At 60.5% G+C, this 15,998-nt stretch carries 10 protein-coding genes and 2 pseudogenes; 3 read left to right on the forward strand and 9 right to left on the reverse strand.

What is annotated here, in order from left to right:
- Nucleotides 1–369: 369 nt before the first annotated feature.
- From xopAD to JN280_RS39695, 4 genes are all read right to left on the reverse strand, one after another.
- Nucleotides 370–7,056, reverse strand: coding sequence for a XopAD/skwp family type III secretion system effector (gene xopAD, locus JN280_RS33545; protein ID WP_244742444.1), 6,687 nt, complete (start codon nt 7,054–7,056; stop codon nt 370–372).
- Nucleotides 7,057–7,931: 875 nt separating this feature from the next.
- Nucleotides 7,932–8,252 carry a helix-turn-helix domain-containing protein gene (locus tag JN280_RS33550; RefSeq protein ID WP_096453910.1) on the reverse strand — a complete coding sequence of 107 codons (321 nt, stop codon included), beginning with the start codon at nt 8,250–8,252 and terminating at the stop codon, nt 7,932–7,934.
- The gene (locus JN280_RS39690; RefSeq protein WP_244742449.1) at nt 8,249–8,575 is read right to left on the reverse strand and encodes a Ulp1 family isopeptidase; all 327 of its coding nucleotides are present in this window, start codon (nt 8,573–8,575) and stop codon (nt 8,249–8,251) included. The genes JN280_RS33550 and JN280_RS39690 overlap by 4 nt, the downstream gene beginning before the upstream one ends.
- 23 nt (nt 8,576–8,598) lie before the next feature.
- Complete coding sequence (locus JN280_RS39695; RefSeq protein WP_244742452.1) at nt 8,599–8,868, reverse strand: hypothetical protein; 270 nt, start codon at nt 8,866–8,868, stop codon at nt 8,599–8,601.
- A 688-nt stretch (nt 8,869–9,556) separates the two neighbouring features.
- Between JN280_RS39695 and JN280_RS33560 the strand changes: the two genes are divergently transcribed.
- The gene (locus JN280_RS33560; protein ID WP_202308619.1) at nt 9,557–9,979 is read left to right on the forward strand and encodes a hypothetical protein; all 423 of its coding nucleotides are present in this window, start codon (nt 9,557–9,559) and stop codon (nt 9,977–9,979) included.
- Here JN280_RS33560 and JN280_RS33565 read toward each other — a convergent pair.
- The 5 genes from JN280_RS33565 to JN280_RS33585 form a co-directional block, all read right to left on the reverse strand.
- Nucleotides 9,958–10,503, reverse strand: a complete 546-nt coding sequence (locus JN280_RS33565; RefSeq protein ID WP_202308621.1) for a recombinase family protein — start codon at nt 10,501–10,503, stop codon at nt 9,958–9,960. The two genes, JN280_RS33560 and JN280_RS33565, sit on opposite strands and share 22 nt — an antisense overlap.
- Nucleotides 10,504–10,677: 174 nt before the next feature.
- The gene (locus JN280_RS33570) at nt 10,678–11,598 is read right to left on the reverse strand and encodes a tetratricopeptide repeat protein (RefSeq protein ID WP_202308623.1); all 921 of its coding nucleotides are present in this window, start codon (nt 11,596–11,598) and stop codon (nt 10,678–10,680) included.
- Nucleotides 11,595–13,655, reverse strand: coding sequence for a Tn3 family transposase (locus JN280_RS33575; protein ID WP_202308625.1), 2,061 nt, complete (start codon nt 13,653–13,655; stop codon nt 11,595–11,597). The genes JN280_RS33570 and JN280_RS33575 overlap by 4 nt, the downstream gene beginning before the upstream one ends.
- Complete coding sequence (locus JN280_RS33580) at nt 13,546–14,076, reverse strand: hypothetical protein (protein WP_202308627.1); 531 nt, start codon at nt 14,074–14,076, stop codon at nt 13,546–13,548. Before JN280_RS33580 ends, JN280_RS33575 begins: the two co-directional genes overlap by 110 nt.
- 99 nt (nt 14,077–14,175) lie before the next feature.
- Nucleotides 14,176–14,451 (reverse strand): DUF4158 domain-containing protein, encoded by a 276-nt coding sequence (locus JN280_RS33585; protein WP_010913953.1) that lies wholly within the window; start codon nt 14,449–14,451, stop codon nt 14,176–14,178.
- A gap of 112 nt (nt 14,452–14,563) precedes the next feature.
- Between JN280_RS33585 and JN280_RS33590 the strand changes: the two are divergent.
- Together JN280_RS33590 and JN280_RS33595 are read left to right on the forward strand one after the other, a co-directional pair.
- Nucleotides 14,564–15,424 (forward strand): annotated as a pseudogene (locus JN280_RS33590) (transposase); the annotation flags it as partial.
- Between the two features lie 6 nt (nt 15,425–15,430).
- Nucleotides 15,431–15,996, forward strand: a pseudogene (locus JN280_RS33595) (ISKra4 family transposase); the annotation flags it as partial.
- Nucleotides 15,997–15,998: the final 2 nt, after the last annotated feature.

Consider the following 15,998-nt stretch of genomic DNA (forward strand, 5'->3'; position numbering starts at 1 on the left):
GCCGTGGTCGGGCTTGGGACAAATGCGATAGCGGTCATTCGCGCAGGTCGATGACGCCGAGTTCGTGCCACATCCACTCGGCGACCTTCTGACGGCCGCCGTTGATTTTGCGGCCGGACGTGGCGTTTGCTGCTCATGCCGACCAGTCAGCTGGTCAAGACTTTCGCGATGTCCATGGGTTGACAGACAATCTGCTCGCCGATTTCGGGCGGGTGTCTGAGGTAGGTTCCTCTGATTTTTGCCGGGACGTTCAGCTATCATATGCTCCACGGTGCCGATTTCAGTGAGCGGAGGCGCTGGAGATCACCAAGGGGTCTGCTGGATCAGCGTCTTTCCCGTTTCCGCACGCGGCCGAGTTGAACGGGGCCGTCATGGTACGACCCCGGATGAGGTCACGAGCTTGGGTACCGCCCTGCCCCCACCGCAAACATAGGCGTGCAGCGCGGTCAGGCAAGCATTCGCGTTCTTGAGATCCCGCTCATGCTGCGGGGCAATCGTGAGATCGGCAAGTGTATAGATTGGATTCCGCACATGCATCAGGTCTGTGATGGTCTGGGCTTGGTCGGCGGTCTGCACCTTTGGGCCTCTGATGTTATCTCTCAGGTTCCGCCTGATCACGTCCTCGCTGGTATTGAGCCAGATCGAGACGGCTTTCTCCCCGACATAATGCCGGATCTCCTCGATCATGAACGCTTCACCGCCGGTTGCGAGCACCGCCGACCCCAGTTCGAGTGACTGCCTGATCTCATTCACCTCAAGATCTCTGAAATAGGCCTCCCCATCCTCAGCGACGATCTTAGCTACGGACTTGCCGGTCTTCGCCTCGATTTTTCTATCGGAATCGACGAACCTCATTCCTAGTCGTTTGGCGAGTGCACGGCCCAAACTGGATTTCCCTGCGCCTTTCACGCCGACGAGCACGATCGACCGCGCGCCCAACGCGCCAAGAATCTCTGTTGCGATCGGGGAGCGCTCCGTTCGTCTCGGCGGGGCGACTTGCAACCGACGACGTAGGCTGGCACCAACTGTGCTATCGGCGTGGGCTTCCCAGTGGGGGATCTCTATGGCCTCGTGAGGGATGATGACCTTGTTGCAGGCCTGTCGCACGCGCTCCAAGAGTTGCTCGGCTATAGACTGATCCAGTGGATCTTGGCTCTCTCGCTGCAGCTCCTGCAGCTCCTTGTAGGTGTCGTGATTGTAAATCTTGGTCTTGTAGCTGTCTGCAGTGTGGAACTCCACCTCGAAGCGGTAGCCCCCCGGCGTGGCGAGCACGGTCTTGATGCCGACGAAGGTCGGCGATCGCGTCCTGAACCAGTTGGTCGTGCTGACCTCAGAATACCCGCTCTCGTCGAAGGCTATAATGGCTTTCTTGAAGGCACGGGTAAAATCTCTATCAGGGAGTTGGAAGCAGTGGCGTACAGCGTTGTTGATCAGCTGGGCGCCGGCTTCAAACGGGGCCTGTATCCCGGTGAGCTGGCCTGTCATCGAGCTTTCCGATCTCAAACGCTCAGCGAGATGGGGCATCTTCACGTTGATATCGGCTCTCCTGAGGGCTTCGGCAACCGAGATTACCATCGGGGTGATGTCCTTCTCTTCGGCTCGGGCGCGGCAAGCCTCCATTTGAGCTCGCTGTACGGCCAGCTCGGGAGTCAAGGTCATCGTCGTGGCTGAATCATCGGCAGAAGCCCCTCGAGCCGAGGGTTGAGGCAGAAAGCCTCGCTCGGCAGCAAGTTTGATCGAAGCTTGCATAACTGAAGCCGCCAGCGTCGGATTGTCCTGAAGATCCTGCAATGTGGCATCGACATCAAACCGACCCTGGTTGAGGGTAGCCGCAATGCTCTTGGTGTAGGGCACCGATTTCGAGCCTGGTGTTTGTTGCAGCAGGCGCCGAAGTTGCCTGCTCTTGAACATAAAGATGTGGGCCCCAGTGTCCGATTTATATGCGTCAGTTCCGACTTTGATACCGAGGCTCAGGAGATTCTTTGCACTCCGCACGAGGTCGTGTGGATTGTATCCATCCGGTCGCGGGGCAATGCGCGTAGGGTAACGGTCGACAAGAAGCTGGACGCGGTCGCGTGGCTGAGCCGTTGCCGAATAGATCTCCGCCAGCTCCGGGAACAGCTCGCAAAGCGGTTGGCTCATCGCGAGTGGTGCCTCGCTCAGGCTGACGACTGTTTCGGGCAGGAGTTGTTCGGGCAGAGCTTGCTCATCCAGCCTCGCGGCCCACGTCTCGAGCTCAGCGTGGAGCAACTCAGCAATCTCGCGCGCGACCGGATGGTCTGCCAGTTGGATGTCGTGCCGCGCCTTTTCAAGCGTCTCCTGGACGTTCTGAGCACTGACCTGTTCCTGCTCCAACACGCCTCGGATGTCTCGCTTGAGCTCTTGGTGAATGCCTTCGTACGTGCCGAAGATGGCACGCTCGGCAAACCACTGTCGGGCTTCATGGGATTGAGCGAGAAAGTCTCGCTGCAGACAAGTATAGATTTCCAGAACATTGCGCGTGGCGGCGAGGATCTGGCTGGCGCGCCCGAACTTGTAGCGACCATCCTCAATCGCCGGCGTGTGCGACTTTGGCGGCTTGAGCGAGCGCAATCCGCGAGCTTGCTCCTCTTGATCGAATTGCCTGACATGCTCGTAAAGCTGTGGCCGGTCGCCGACGATGACGAGGCTGTCTCCGTCGAAGTCGCCGTCAAGTTTCTTCTGTTCACCAGTTGGGACGGCAACCAACGAGCCCGGGGCAAACACCTCGGTCGCCTGCAGGATGCCGAGGCAGTCGACCGTCGTGTCCACCTTGACGCGGTCCTTGCTCGTGGTCCAGCTCGCATGGCATTTGACGTCCTCGGCAGACATGATTAGCGCACGGTCGGCGTAGGCGGCCGGCCACATCTTATCCGGTACAACGATCAGGATGCCTTTGGCAAAGAAAGTCGGATCGTCGGCGGCCAGTTCCCTCCCCGACTTCTGGGCGACATTGAAGCTGTATTGAATGGCCGTGCAGTTATCGAGAAATACAGCGGTCGGATCGCCGTCGACGGCCAACTTGACCCGCTCGGCGGCAAACGGGCGCAGGTTCGGCTTATCGTAGGGCGAGCGCCCGACCAGCACGCCGCTCGTCCCCGTCAATGTTTCGCTCTTCAGCGTCGGCACATGGAGACACTCATCGTTGGAGGGTACGGCAACCGCGCCGGGACCATCGATGTGTCCGGCCGTCACCGTTCTAAACAGCTCTTCGGTGGTCAACGTTGGCTCTTGTTGGCTCTCGAGCCAGGCCGTGGCCTTTTCACGGACCTCATCCGCCACTTGGTCGCAGCGCGGATAGTGTTGCAGCGCCGAGACTGGCAGGGATGATTTCCTTCCCTCACCAAAGGCAGACATCTGATCAGGACCCTGCTCGCCGGCGCGACATACAGCTGGCATAAGGTTGGCTAGCGAGGCCCTGATGAAACCGCAGCCGTCATGCGGTCGCAATGCAATGGGACCGTCCGGCCCCCTCAGCTTGAAGGGATGCTCCTGGTTGGCGGGACGGTCCGGCAGCAGCGACAGTTTGAAGGCGCCTTCCAGCGCGTAGTCGTGAACTCCCAGGCCCTTGATCGCCGGTGGCGCCGCAAAACCCCTGCGCTGGGTATAATAATAGGCCTCCTTGAAAGGGGCCCAAATCCGAGACAGCTGCTCGAAGGCGGTGCCCGGTGCGGTATCGACATACGGAATCGCCAGCAGCTTTCCCCCGGAAAGCTTAGCTAGCTCGCCTGGAGCACGGGCCGCAATCTGAGACACGGTCAATCGCGGCGGCTTTAACTTGCTGCCTCCGAACAGGTCCATGCGGTATGGCACACCGTTGACGTTCACCGTACGCGCCAGCATGAAGGCGCTCGGCGTTCCTGGCATCTGGACCGCAACGACTGGCAAAGCCCCGGCAGTCAGGCGCTGAAATATCGAATACCGTCTCTCCGGCTCGGTGGCCACCGGCCGTCCCTGCATGTCAACTACCGGCAACTGCATCAGTCCTGCGTCACCCTGCGGCGGTCTTGGCTCGTGATCCATGGTTCGCAGGACCTGATACACGTCGAAGACCGATGCTGGATGTTGCCCCTGGATCGTCGCCGCATCCTGCTCTATGAAAAAGTCCAGCGCATCCACTGGATTCTCCGCCTCGATCTGCGCGATCAGGTTCCAGCTCATGCTGGAAAGGTCGCTTTCAATGAGGCCGCGCGTGCTGTCCAGGATCTCCTTCGTCTTGCGCTCCAGCGCTTGCTGCCTCACCCGCAAGTCGGACCTCTTGCCCTCGACATACGGTGACCTGAATAGTCTCTCCAGGACCGCACGGGCCTTAAGCGTCTGATAGATCGATAAAGCGGGGCGGCGGCTGGCAAGCGGTCCACGGGTCCGCTCGGCATCGCTTGCGTTCAGATGCGCCTCGATCTTCTGCTCGAGCACGGATTGGAGGTCGTTGAGCAGATTGAGGGCCTGCGTGCGGTGCGAGCGCAGCGGCCTCTGTGGGCTGCGAGCCAGCGGCAGCAGAGATGCACACAGATTAGCCATGGTTTCCAGATCGTTGTGGGTCGTAAAATCAGGGGCTTGACGCAATTCCGAGAGGCGGTTCAAGCCTGTCGGTGCGAGCAAACCGAGATCATCAGACAGCCGAGCCTTACCAAGTGCCTTGAAAACGGTTGTGATGTCTAGAACGTCAGCCTGCGCCAGGCGATCATCATCATAGTGCAGGTAATGAGCGAGCTTGTGCAAGCGATCCTTCGGCAGAGCCGCGTCCGTAATATCCCCAGTGTCTTCTGCCTTCATGATCATTCGCGACAAAGCATTGGCGAGAATACTTAGCTGAGCTGTCGTGAACACACCGAATCGTAGCTCTCGAGCACCCAATCTGCGCGCGATGTCCATCGTGGACTGCTGGCACGCCGACTCTTCCGGCCACTTGGTGAAGCCGTTCATCAAGGTCGCCACTCCCTGCGGAGCGAAATCGGAGAGCTGGCGCTGACGGGCTTCCCCGGCGATTGCGATCGCGGCTCTGCGACAGTCCTCCCCGACCGGCCACTTGCTGAAACCGTTCACCAGATTAGATAGGTGCTGGTGACTAAACTCACAGAGTCGGGCGCCGCGGCGAATGACCTCACCGGCGATGGCGATCGCGGCGTCGCGACAGTCCGCCCCGTCCGGCCACTTGCTGAAACCGTTCACCAGATTAGCTAGGTGCTGGTGAGTAAAGTCACGGAGTCGGGTGCCTCGGCGAAGGACCTCGCTGGCTATAGCGATTGTGGCTTGCTGAGTCGACGCCGCTTCCGGCCACTTGCCGAATCCGTTCACCAGGTTCGCCAGGTCCTGGTCATTGAAATCAGAGAGCCCGAACTCGCCGCGCCCGGCGCGGCGGGTGACCTCCCCGGCGATGGCGACTGTTGCCTGGCGAGACGCCGCCTCTTCCGGCCACTTGCTAAAACCGTTCACCAATGTCGCAAGTGCCTGCTGAGTAAGATGAGAGAACTGGTCATCGCGTTGAAAGACCTCGCTGGCGATCGCCAGTGTTGCATCGCGACAGTCCGCCTGTTGTGGCCACTTACTGAAACCGTTCACCAAGTTTGCCAAGTGCTGATGACTGAAAGCAGAGAGTTGGGCGCGGCGGCGGATGACCTCACTGGCGATCGCGACTGTGGCGTGATGATAGTCGGCATCGTCCGGGCATTTGCCGAACCCGTTCACTAGGTTAGCCAGCTCCTGCGGAGTAAAATGAGACAGCCCTTGCTCGCCGGCGCGGCGAGAGACTTCTGTGGCGATATTGGCTGTGGCTTGGTGGTAGACCGCCCCTTCCGGCCATTTGCTGAAACCTTGCACCAGGTTCGCTAAGTCCTGATGATTAAAATCAGAGAGCCCGAACCTGCCGCGGGCGGCGCGGCGACCTACCTCATCGGCAATCGCTCCGGTGACTTGGCGACACCGCTCCTCTATCGGCCACTTACTGAAACCGTTCACAAGGGTCGCCATGTGCTGGGGATTAAGATCAGCGACGCCGGCACGCCGGTCACGACCAAGGACCTCACCGGCCATCGCACTGGCGGCTTCGCGGGACGCCTGCTCTTCCGGCCATTTGCTGAAACCTTGCACCAGGTTCGCCAGTTCCTGGTGGGTGAATTCGGAGAGCCGGGCACGGCGGTCGCGGCGCAGGACCTCGCCCGCGATCGCAACTGTGGCTTGGCAACAGACCTCCTCTTGGGCACACTTTCCGAAACCGTTCACTAGGTTGGCCAAGTCCTGGTGATTAAAAGTTGAGAGCCCGAGGTTACGGCGGCGAAGGACTTCACCGGCAATCGTTCCGGTGGCTTGGCGGGACCACTCCTTTTCCGGCCACTTGCTGAAACCGTTCACCAGATTAGCCAGGTGCTGCTCCCTAAAATCAGAGAGCCCGAAACGGCGGTCCTCGCGACGACGGACCTCACTGGCGACGGCTTCCGTACCGTCACGAGTTTCCGACCGCTGCGGCCACTTGCTGAAACCGTTCACCAGCAACGACAGACTTTGACTTTGCAGTACGCCAAGTGTCCTGCCCTCATCGCGGCAAAATTCGGCGATTCTGATCGTTCCATTTCGGCATGTTCTCGACTGCGGATGCCGACCAAACGATGCCGAAAAGAGCGAAAAGGCTTTGGGGTCTACTTCGCACATTAACGCACTAGGAAGCTGCGACACCCGAGCTGCCATCGCCTTGCAAGCTTCCACACCTTCCTGACCTCCAGCCTCACGACTCACCGTATTGCATGCGGTGGCGTAGCCCCATGATTGCCCGCGGCGGATATTGTCCTCGAAGCATGTGACAAATTGAGCTTTGAACTGGGCGGCGGCCTTTTGCAGGAAGGCTGCATGGACCTCGTCGCCCGCCCCTTGCAGCCGTCTGTCATGCTCCACCACTGCACGCGAGAACCCCTCAATGTCACGGGCAAAACAAATGGCGTGTAGTGCGTTGTTAGATTGTTCTTCTGAGATTGCACTTTGCACGCTCTGCGCGGCGACATCGTCCAGGCGCCGCCTTTTTGGTCTGCGATCCAGGCCCGACACGGGCTGCCTGCGCGAGGAAGGACCACTTTGTTGTGAACTCCTGGACTGATCGGCATTGCGGACTTCTGCACCGGAACGCGACGAACTTTCTTGCCGATTTGTCGCTCCCAGATGCGGCAAGTCGCGAAAAACGGGCTGGCCGTCACACCTATTGACGGAGGGATCGCCGGACGTGCGGCGCCGGACATCGCTGGCCGAAGGTGGCCTTTCAGCTGAGGATGCCCCTAACTCTCGATCTTCAGAGCGCAAGCCCTGAACGACAGAACTGAAGGTCGAGCCTTTTTGACCACCGCCATGATCCGATTCAGCCCGGTGCGTGCCTGATCCGCTAGGCGCATTCAAACGCCGGTCAACTCCCGTCATAATCCGTCTCCAGGCGAGAATGCGCGCCGATTACAATGCGTGGCGCACACGGCGCCCTCCACAACCCGCAAAGCGCGGATCTGCCCAACCTGCGCGCTCTGGGATCGAACATATCCCCTTCACCTGACGTGACTCTGACCTGGGTCTATCTGGAGTCGCATTGCGTTCACCTATTCCGCCAGACGTCCGGGAGCTGCCCCTATCTCGGGCCAGCTGCGGCGGTGAGCGAGAACGCTGTGGACAAGCCTCGGCGAAGCCACGCTGATGATGCGTGACGATGAATATGCTCTGACGAGGCAAAGACGAAGGTTGGCAGAGCCGTGCCGCTTGGCTTTGAAGAGTGAGGCGACAGATGCTAAGGCTTTTGCTGCGATTACCCGCCAGTGGCGCGTGAACTTGCCGCTGGCGGTACCGCCGGGACTTCTCGTGATGGCGAAGCTATTCTCGCTCGGAAGGGCGCCGGTGTAGAATATTCTTCCGCAGCAACGGCGTCGCGCTACCGGCCCAGGCCCTCAGCCGACACGCCGTATACGTTGATGCAGACCAGCCGCCATCAGAAATAAACCTCTTGCCGACGGGCGGGCATACGTCTTGAACGTGACGCCGCGCTTGTCGAGGAACATCCACACCGTTGAAGGAACAACCCGCACGCCGTGCCCGGACGCCAGTCTCTCGGCGATCTCGGCAAGCGTGATGTCCGGCGTCTCCTCAATCAGGCCAAGAATGAAGCGTTCGTGCGGGTCGAGCTTCGAGCCAGATGGCTGGCCCTGCTTGCGTGCGACCGCCTCGCCGCGACAAGCGCTGATCGCGAGAGCTGCTCTGGTCGCCGTCAACCGCGGCCAGGAAAATTTCTGAGTGGGCCTTGCAAATCCCGGCGATCGGGGACGAGGTCGTTGAGATCTGCTATGTGTTGCCCGTCCGTCTTCACCAATCGTTCAATAAGGGCCCGGGTGCCGTCCACGACGAAAACGCCACAATCAAATTTGTTCTCCTGCTGACGTATGCTCGCTTGTTGCAGGTTGGCGCCCAACCGCGTTGCGAGCATCGCAGCTTGGCGGTCGTTGCCTCCCTCGTAGGAGTCGTAGTGATAGGCAACCGGGCTTTGCCGGTTGCGGCGATCAACGAGCAGCAGCGACCAATGGGTGCCGCGGGCCATACGATCGGCACGGCTAGCATCACTCACTGGCAGAAACAGGAAGTGGCGGTGTCATTACGATTGGGATCTTGGACGATGCGCCGAAATGCGCGCTGCGCCTCGCTCACTTCGCCCAGGCGCAGATGATAATGGGCTATGAGGGGATCGACAAGCCGCGTCCGAGCAGCGAGATTTGGATCGCGCGCCTGCAACTGCTCTCCCAGGAGCTCGTAATCCCTTTGGATGTGCTGATCGCCCAGGAATTCCCTGGCGCCGAGCGTCCGCCCGCTCGGGTCGGAGGACGAGACTTTCAACGCCCCGATCTGATCAGCGGAGAATGTGCTCGGAAGCGCGGGCGCATAATGAGCATGCAGCTTCGGGGTGGATGGCACCGGATAGCCAACACTCGCGGTGCTCCAGCCGGCAGGTACCTGTGCTCCGGCCTCCAGACGCGGCGGCTGACGTGACGGACCAGCTTCATTTATCTGCCCGGAGCGAGCATGATGGATGAGGCGAACGTCCCTGCGCCCTCCCGACCCAACGTGGCGGAGTAGTGCTCTCTGTTGATCGCGAACTGGGCTGGGCCGAACTGGTTCGGCAGCAGATTGATCTTACCCAGTTCCTCGATCAGGATCTTCGAGGCCGGTTGGGAGCCGTGGCGCCAGCCCTTGCCGACGATAGGTCCGATGTCCTGTAGGTCGGGGGGCCTGCTGGCCCAACGAACGAAGGCGGTCTAGCAACGCCAGGCGCCAGCACAGATTGCGCATCGCTGCTCAACTTAGCCACTGTGAGCGCATTCGGATCAAGCACTGGGTCAAGGCGGTCGTACATGTTTGACGCCGCAGCGTCGGCTGACGATGATGACTCGGGTTGTTGTGTCTGCTCCCTAAGCCTGTCCCCATCCCAAGCTCCCGAGCTCGGCGTAGCTGGGGTTGCGGGAAGCTCCTGCGACGAGCTGGGCTGTGCGCCGCGCTGCGGCGCGGACAACGACGGGGTGGGAGCTTGCATCTGCTCGACGTTTTCGGCGGCAAATTTGAACCCTCTGCGGTCGGGAATTCGCTCAGCGGAGATCGGGTAGCGTGGCCGCTTTGGATCGATGCCGGTGATCCGGAATCGCTCGCTTCCGGTGCGGAACTCGCGTCCGAAGTCCGAAGGGGCCAATCCGAAGTGCTCTGCCAAGAACTCGAACCTGTCTTTTTCGAGATTGAATGCGGTGCCGTCGGAAGCGGGAATGCTGACGCGGAACACGGGCTCGAAGAAGAAGCCGGTATCCGTGCCGCGCCATCCGGCGCCCTCGATGACCAGGCCGTGGTCCTCAGCGATCTTCTGGCAGACTTCGAGCATGCGGGTCTGGATCTCTTCGCATGTCGCTGGCGTCAGACGGGTTATGAGCCTGCCCTTCGTCATTTGCCCTTCCTCACCTGATAGACAGTACCGCGTGAGACGCCGAGATCGCGGGCGATTTGTGTTGGGCCCTGACCCTGTTTAAGCCTTTGCTGGATCGTGTCGCGGTCGATTTTCGGCGGCCGGCCCTTGTATGTGCCGCGCTTCTTGGCGGCAGCGATTCCCTCCGCCTGGCGCTCGCGCCGCAGATTGGTCTCGAACTCGGCAGAGACACCAAGCATGTCAAAGAAGGCCTTACCGGCGGCGGTCGACGTATCGACAGGTTGTTCTGTCGCGGAGAGATGCGCGCCCTTCGTCTTGAGCTTGTCCACGATCATCTGCAGGTCGCGCAGCGATCTGGCCAGGCGGTCAATCCGGGTGACGACAAGCGTCTCGCCAGCATGAATGAAGTCGAGAATGGTGTTGAGTTGCGGACGGCCTTCCAGGGTAGAGCCGCTCTTCTGCTCCTCGCGAATGACCTCGCAGCCGGCGGCCTTGAGCGCGACGATCTGCGCGGCGAGGTTCTGGTCAGTGGTGGAGGTGCGGGCGTATCCGATGCGGGTCATGCAACTGTTCATTTTGGGTGTGCCGGCGCGATGCTCTGTTCATTAACGAAGATTGAGCCCAAAATATACAGGCTTTCCGGTTGCGACGTGTTCATGGGGGGTGTTCAGGCCGGGTATACCCAAATTAGAACACGCCCATCGGTTCCGGTGGTCAGTTACGCCGTCGTCGTGGTTTCAGCTTTCTGGTAACCTCCGCCAGCCACGCGACTGCACCGGGCGTGGCCTGCCAGGCCTGGCCGTTTTCGTCGACGTAGTCAGCTGCCTCATCCTCCCCCCCCCCAAAGTGATATAGCCGTCGATGGAAGCAACCAAAGGCTGCTTGCCGGAAAGGACGCCAGGCACATGGCTGTGCGCGAGCCAGGCCTCCTCGGCAAGCTTGCCGGCGCCCGGATCGTTTTCACGAAAGGCAAGAAGTGCCCGCGTGTAGAGCCATGCAGCAGCGCCATCGTCTTCGTGCTGTTTGAGAAGCTTCCTCAGGGCCTTGATATCGTCGCGCGCCAGCAAATGCCCGGCCAGCACGTAGCGGATGCCCTGATTGTCATTCGGATTGAGCTTGAGCATTGACTGATAATGGTCGATGGCCTCCTGGTGCTGACCAAGCCGCCAGAGTACCGCGGCAAGACCTGCCCGCGCCCGCATGTAGGGGCGCGTCTCCAGAAAACCCCAGAAGCGACCGGCATATCCCTCAAACCCGTCAGGGCCCAGCGCCTCTTCACCCGCCGCGACGCCCTTCTGGTAATAGTCCAGCACTTCCTCGACAGACCCCGCCTCTTCTTCGGCCAACAGCACATAGGCGTCGGCGCACAACGGCGAGACTTTAAGCGCTTTCCGGGCCAGCGTAATACGCTTGCTGCGACTGGTTGCTTCCCAAGCCTCATACATGATGTCTTGCGCAGCGTCCGTCGGGTCGCTCCCACGCCCTCCGCCGAAAAGACCTGCCATGAACCCCTCCATGCCGCGCCGGTCCGGCATCGGAGGCAGAGCATTGTCATTTTCCGGCTTCTTGGATTTCGCCACTGCCTTCTTTCGGGGCTTCTTCGATACAGGCATTTCTACCATTCCCTTCGATGCTTCACGCCGCTTGTTTCTGCTCAAAATCGATCCTGCTGTTCAGGTCGAGGTTGAAGCGGCCATAAGGATTGACGTGACCGTATCAGCGGCGTCAGGCCGCGATATTCCTCCGGCGTTAGCCGCGCCGACCATTTCGGCTCGCTCAACACCGACTGCATCATGCGCGTGTTCACATAGACAAGCGACGCCTGCAGCAGATGCAGGGCCAGCACCGAGATCTCCTGCTCATCGAGCCGGTTCGAGGCGATCTCGCCACCCTTGCCGAAGAAGACGAAGCTGTTGGCGCTGTTCCAGTTCTCGATCACATTCAGGCCTTCGTGGATTTCGCGGCGGAATTTCTCGTGGCGCAAATACCGGCAAAGGAAGATCGTCTTGATCGCCCGGCCGAGTTCGGCGAGTGCCTTATAGGTCGGGTGCATCACCTCGGCGCGGGCGAAGCGGCGCAGGATCGCTTCGGGATCGGCTAACCCGCTGTGCATTCTGCTCGATCTCCTCCCAGTTGATGACGCTGGAAAGAATGGGAAGCAGATTGGGCAAGCGCGCAGGCCTGGATGCGGCAGCGCCAGCGTCTGCCGGGCGATCGCCTTAAGGCGTGGCGCCAGTTCAAACCCGAGCAGATGGCAGAAGGCAAAGCCGATCGAGCTCTGGCCGTGGCTGTCGACATACTGCCGCTGGATCTCCATGTCGGTGCAATGCCGAAGCACGCCCTTGATCATCGAAGCAACTTCCGAGGACGAGCACCGCTTGAGTTGCGAGAAGACGCAGGTTGAACCCTTTTCGACGTGCCAGTAGATCATCACGCCGCGACCGCCATAGCGGACATGCCATTCGGTCATAAGGTTGCCGTCCCAGGCGCCGAATTTCTTGGAATCCGAGGCACAAGCCGTGCCGGCTTCGCCCCAGATGGCGGTGTTGCGGATTGCCAGCGTCGCATTGGCAACACGTCCGCAGGCCGCCTCCAGCGCATCCCGATGGATGAAGCGCCGGCCAACATGAAGCAGTTCCTCGTAGCTGACATCCGGGCATCCGGCCGCCACGCGCTTCAGGCCGGCATTCGTGCCCAGCCCGTAAAGACACAGGATCAGACGCCGGTCGAGCGCACCGCGCGAAAGCGCCACACGGGAAGCCGACGTTTCAAAGGCGTCCAGAAAGCCGGTGTCGAGCGCCGTCTCCTTCAACACATCCAGCAGTTCCGTCATCGGCCAACGCCGGCCGATCTCGGCCTTGACCGATCGTAGGCCTTGCGGTTCCGGCAGCGGCTGGAACGGCGTGATCGAGATGCGGTTCTCGCCGCGCCAGAGAATGCGTGCCTTGTCGTTGCGGGGGAGTTCGGCATTCAGCAGCCGCAATTCCCGCTCAAGCTCGGCCTGGATTTTGCGCGTGAAAGCTCGCGCATCCGACGTCAGGTTGAGCGCGTTGTAGTAGGCCGCCCGTCGGCTCTCGAAATCCTTGGGCAGATCGTCGTCCGGATTGCGATAGTGGTCCGCCCCGACCACCCAGATTTCCTTGGCCCGGATGCGGTCGCGCAACTGACTGAGCACGCACAGTTCATAGCTGATCCGGTTGATGCGTCCGTCCTTGCCGATGATCGCGCCGCGGCATTTCGGCGGAATGACGCCTTCGATCGGCACCCCGTTCCGCGGCACCACGCGGCAACCGGTTTCGAAGGCCCGCCTGATCCAGTCCAACGCCCCAAGCACGGGCCGATGCACGGCATTGTTCGAACGAAACTCCAGAACCGAAAGAAGCTTCGGCAGGATTCTTCGATAGTGACCGGCATAGGATCCACGCATAACCTGGTAGATGCGCCGTTCGAGCGTGCCCTTCGCCCGATGCTCCTTGACGATCGCCGCAAGCTTCTCCTTGCCCGCTACCGGAAAGATCACATCGCAGACCCGGCCACCCGGCGCCTCGATCGCGGCACCCGCGATATCGACCAGCAGCCGCTCCTTGCCGTAAACCTTCTCGATGTCACGCGCGATGCCGCCCACCACCTTGCGCTTCGAACGCACCCCGATCTTGTGGATGGTCTCCACCAGCAGGTCGATCATGCCGTCGATGATCTGTGTTTCCCGCATCATCAGGAAAACGGTATGGAGGCCCCAGTTGCCGCCTCGGGGCGTGGCGGCGCATCTCCGACGCTTTTTCGGCGCCGACCCGCCGAACGATCTGATCGATCCAGGTCTTGCCGGCAGCGGATAGAAGATCCCGCGGTAAATCCAGCTTCTTGATGAAGGCAAGCCGATCAGCCAGGGCAAGCATGTTGTCCAGCGTGGCTGCACCCGCATCTCCTTTGATCGTATGGAACCCGGTCGGGCTATCTGGATCGGCCAGCGATGTTTGCATCAGCGCGACCGTTTCCGGGCGAAGCCGATCCGCAACACCGCCAAGAAAGGATTCCAGAAAGCGTTGCCGCTCGGAGCGAGCTATCCGCTCCATCTCCTTGCGCGACGGACCGAAAATCTTGCGATCCCGGCACAACAGAAAAACAGCCTCCATCATCGCTGCGACCGATGCTCCCCCAGGGCAAAGCTCCGTCGCTATCCGGCTCGCAAGTGCGGCTCGATCCGCCCGCTTCATCCGGCGGAAACCAAGATGGCGCTAAATCTCGGCGCAATGGCGCCGCCCTGAACGCCCCGAAAAATCATACCGGCAGAGATCTGCCTTGCTGACGCCAAGCTGCTCGGCCAGATACGAAACCGCGTCATCGGGGGCCTCAGCCGCCGCGGTGGTGAAATATCCGTTCGCGGCGAAGAACTTCAGTTGAACCGCCAGTCCAAGCCTCGACCCGGCCGCCTTGACCTTCAAAAAGTCGATGTCGGCAAAAGAGAGGCTCCACGCCCCGGTCAACACCTCGAGCGAAACGCGCAAACCCATACATCCACTCCCTCTTCCAAGAGTGAATTCTCAAGCGCCGACGCCATACCGGTCAATCCGTTCCGGCAACGTTCCACAACTCAAAATCGCAGCTTGGGGCCGATTAGGCCATGATCGGAGTGTCGATAGCGCAGCCAGGTGGCTGCGGAATCATCCCTCCGTCGAGGTCGTCAGCCGAGACCGCTGCCGCCTGTATGCGCAGGCCGTCCGTGAAGGCGCACCGCAGGCTCACCAGGTGGCCGACCGGTTTCATCTGGTCCAGAATCTTCGTACGGCAATCGAGGAACAGATGAGCCTTAGTGGACGTGCTTCAGGAAGACCCATCCTGTCCGAGGACGCTATTGTCGACGCTGCGACACATCGCCGGCGTGCCCGTCTCGCGCATAGTCCTTACGCCAGGAGGGTCTATCCTACCAGATAGGCGGCGAGCAGCATTGAACCCCACATCACCATGGTGCTTTGAAACGTTCCTTGCCCAATGCTGGAAGTAAGGGAACCGCTGCGGACGGCATCTTTTTCATGATGTCAAGCAGCGCGGCTACACCGGCAGCTTCTCCAATCTGGAGCGACTGCTGGGAGCTTGGCGGCGGGCCGAAAGAGTGCGCGCCGATGATGTTCCTTCGATGGCGATCAGCTCGGGACCCGTTCGAGATCCGGATACCGGCCACGCGATTTCGCCAGTTGTTGCCGCGGCGCTGTACATAAAGCCAAGAGGCCTGCTGACGCCTCGACAAGCAAGGAAAGTCGATGCCCTGAAGCAGGGATCTGACGCATTCGCCGAGATGCGACGCCTTGGCAATGCGCTTCAACGGTATCCTTGGAGCAGGAGGTCGGAAACACTGGCCCCCTAGATCGACGATGCAATCGACTCCGACATCATTCCGACAACAACGCCATCGAGCTGCCCTGGAGCAACGGACAGGCCGAAGGTCAGATCAACCGCCTCAAGACCCTCAAGCGCGCAATGTACGGCAGCCCGCGCGACTGGATGAACCTGCCCGGTTCCCGAGTACATCCGCCACCGTGACGACCGGAAGAAAATTCGAGCTGATCGTAGGCCGCTCGCTGCCTGAAGACGGCGCTCCGCGCTACATCGGTTTCGTCCACGGCTATGATCGCGAGCTGCAACGGCGCATTCTCGACCATCTCAAGAAGCAGGGCGTCCGGGCCAATCAGGATATTACCTTAATCACCGACGGGGGGAAGAAGTCCGCTCGCTCGCGGAAATGATCGCACCGGCGCGAGCATGTCCTCGACTGGTTCCATATCACCATGCGCATCACGGTTTTTCGCCAGTTCGTGCAAGGGCTCGACAACCACGACGAGCAGACCGGACAGGACCTGCTTGCAACCTTGCGCAGGATCAAATGGCATCTGTGACGAAATCGCCGAGCTGCAGCTCGACGCGGAAAGTCTCGACACAGGCTAGTCGAACATGCGCAAGTTCCTGACCCCCAATCGGCGAGTTCCAGGCCTACATCGCCTTCCAACAGTGCCAGCCTGATCAATTACGGCGAGAGCTACCGGGCCGGAGATCGCATCAGCCT

Source organism: Mesorhizobium sp. L-8-10 (genome assembly GCF_016756635.1).
Taxonomy (GTDB): domain Bacteria; phylum Pseudomonadota; class Alphaproteobacteria; order Rhizobiales; family Rhizobiaceae.

Bases quoted from the DNA above. Each gene is read 5' to 3' on its own strand.
- JN280_RS33565 (WP_202308621.1), bottom strand. From the start codon at position 10,503: ATGACCCGCATCGGATACGCCCGCACCTCCACCACTGACCAGAACCTC.
- JN280_RS33585 (WP_010913953.1), bottom strand. From the start codon at position 14,451: ATGGGTTTGCGCGTTTCGCTCGAGGTGTTGACCGGGGCGTGGAGCCTC.
- JN280_RS39690 (WP_244742449.1), bottom strand. From the start codon at position 8,575: ATGGCCCGCGGCACCCATTGGTCGCTGCTGCTCGTTGATCGCCGCAAC.
- JN280_RS33575 (WP_202308625.1), bottom strand. From the start codon at position 13,655: ATGATGCGGGAAACACAGATCATCGACGGCATGATCGACCTGCTGGTG.
- JN280_RS33580 (WP_202308627.1), bottom strand. From the start codon at position 14,076: ATGATGGAGGCTGTTTTTCTGTTGTGCCGGGATCGCAAGATTTTCGGT.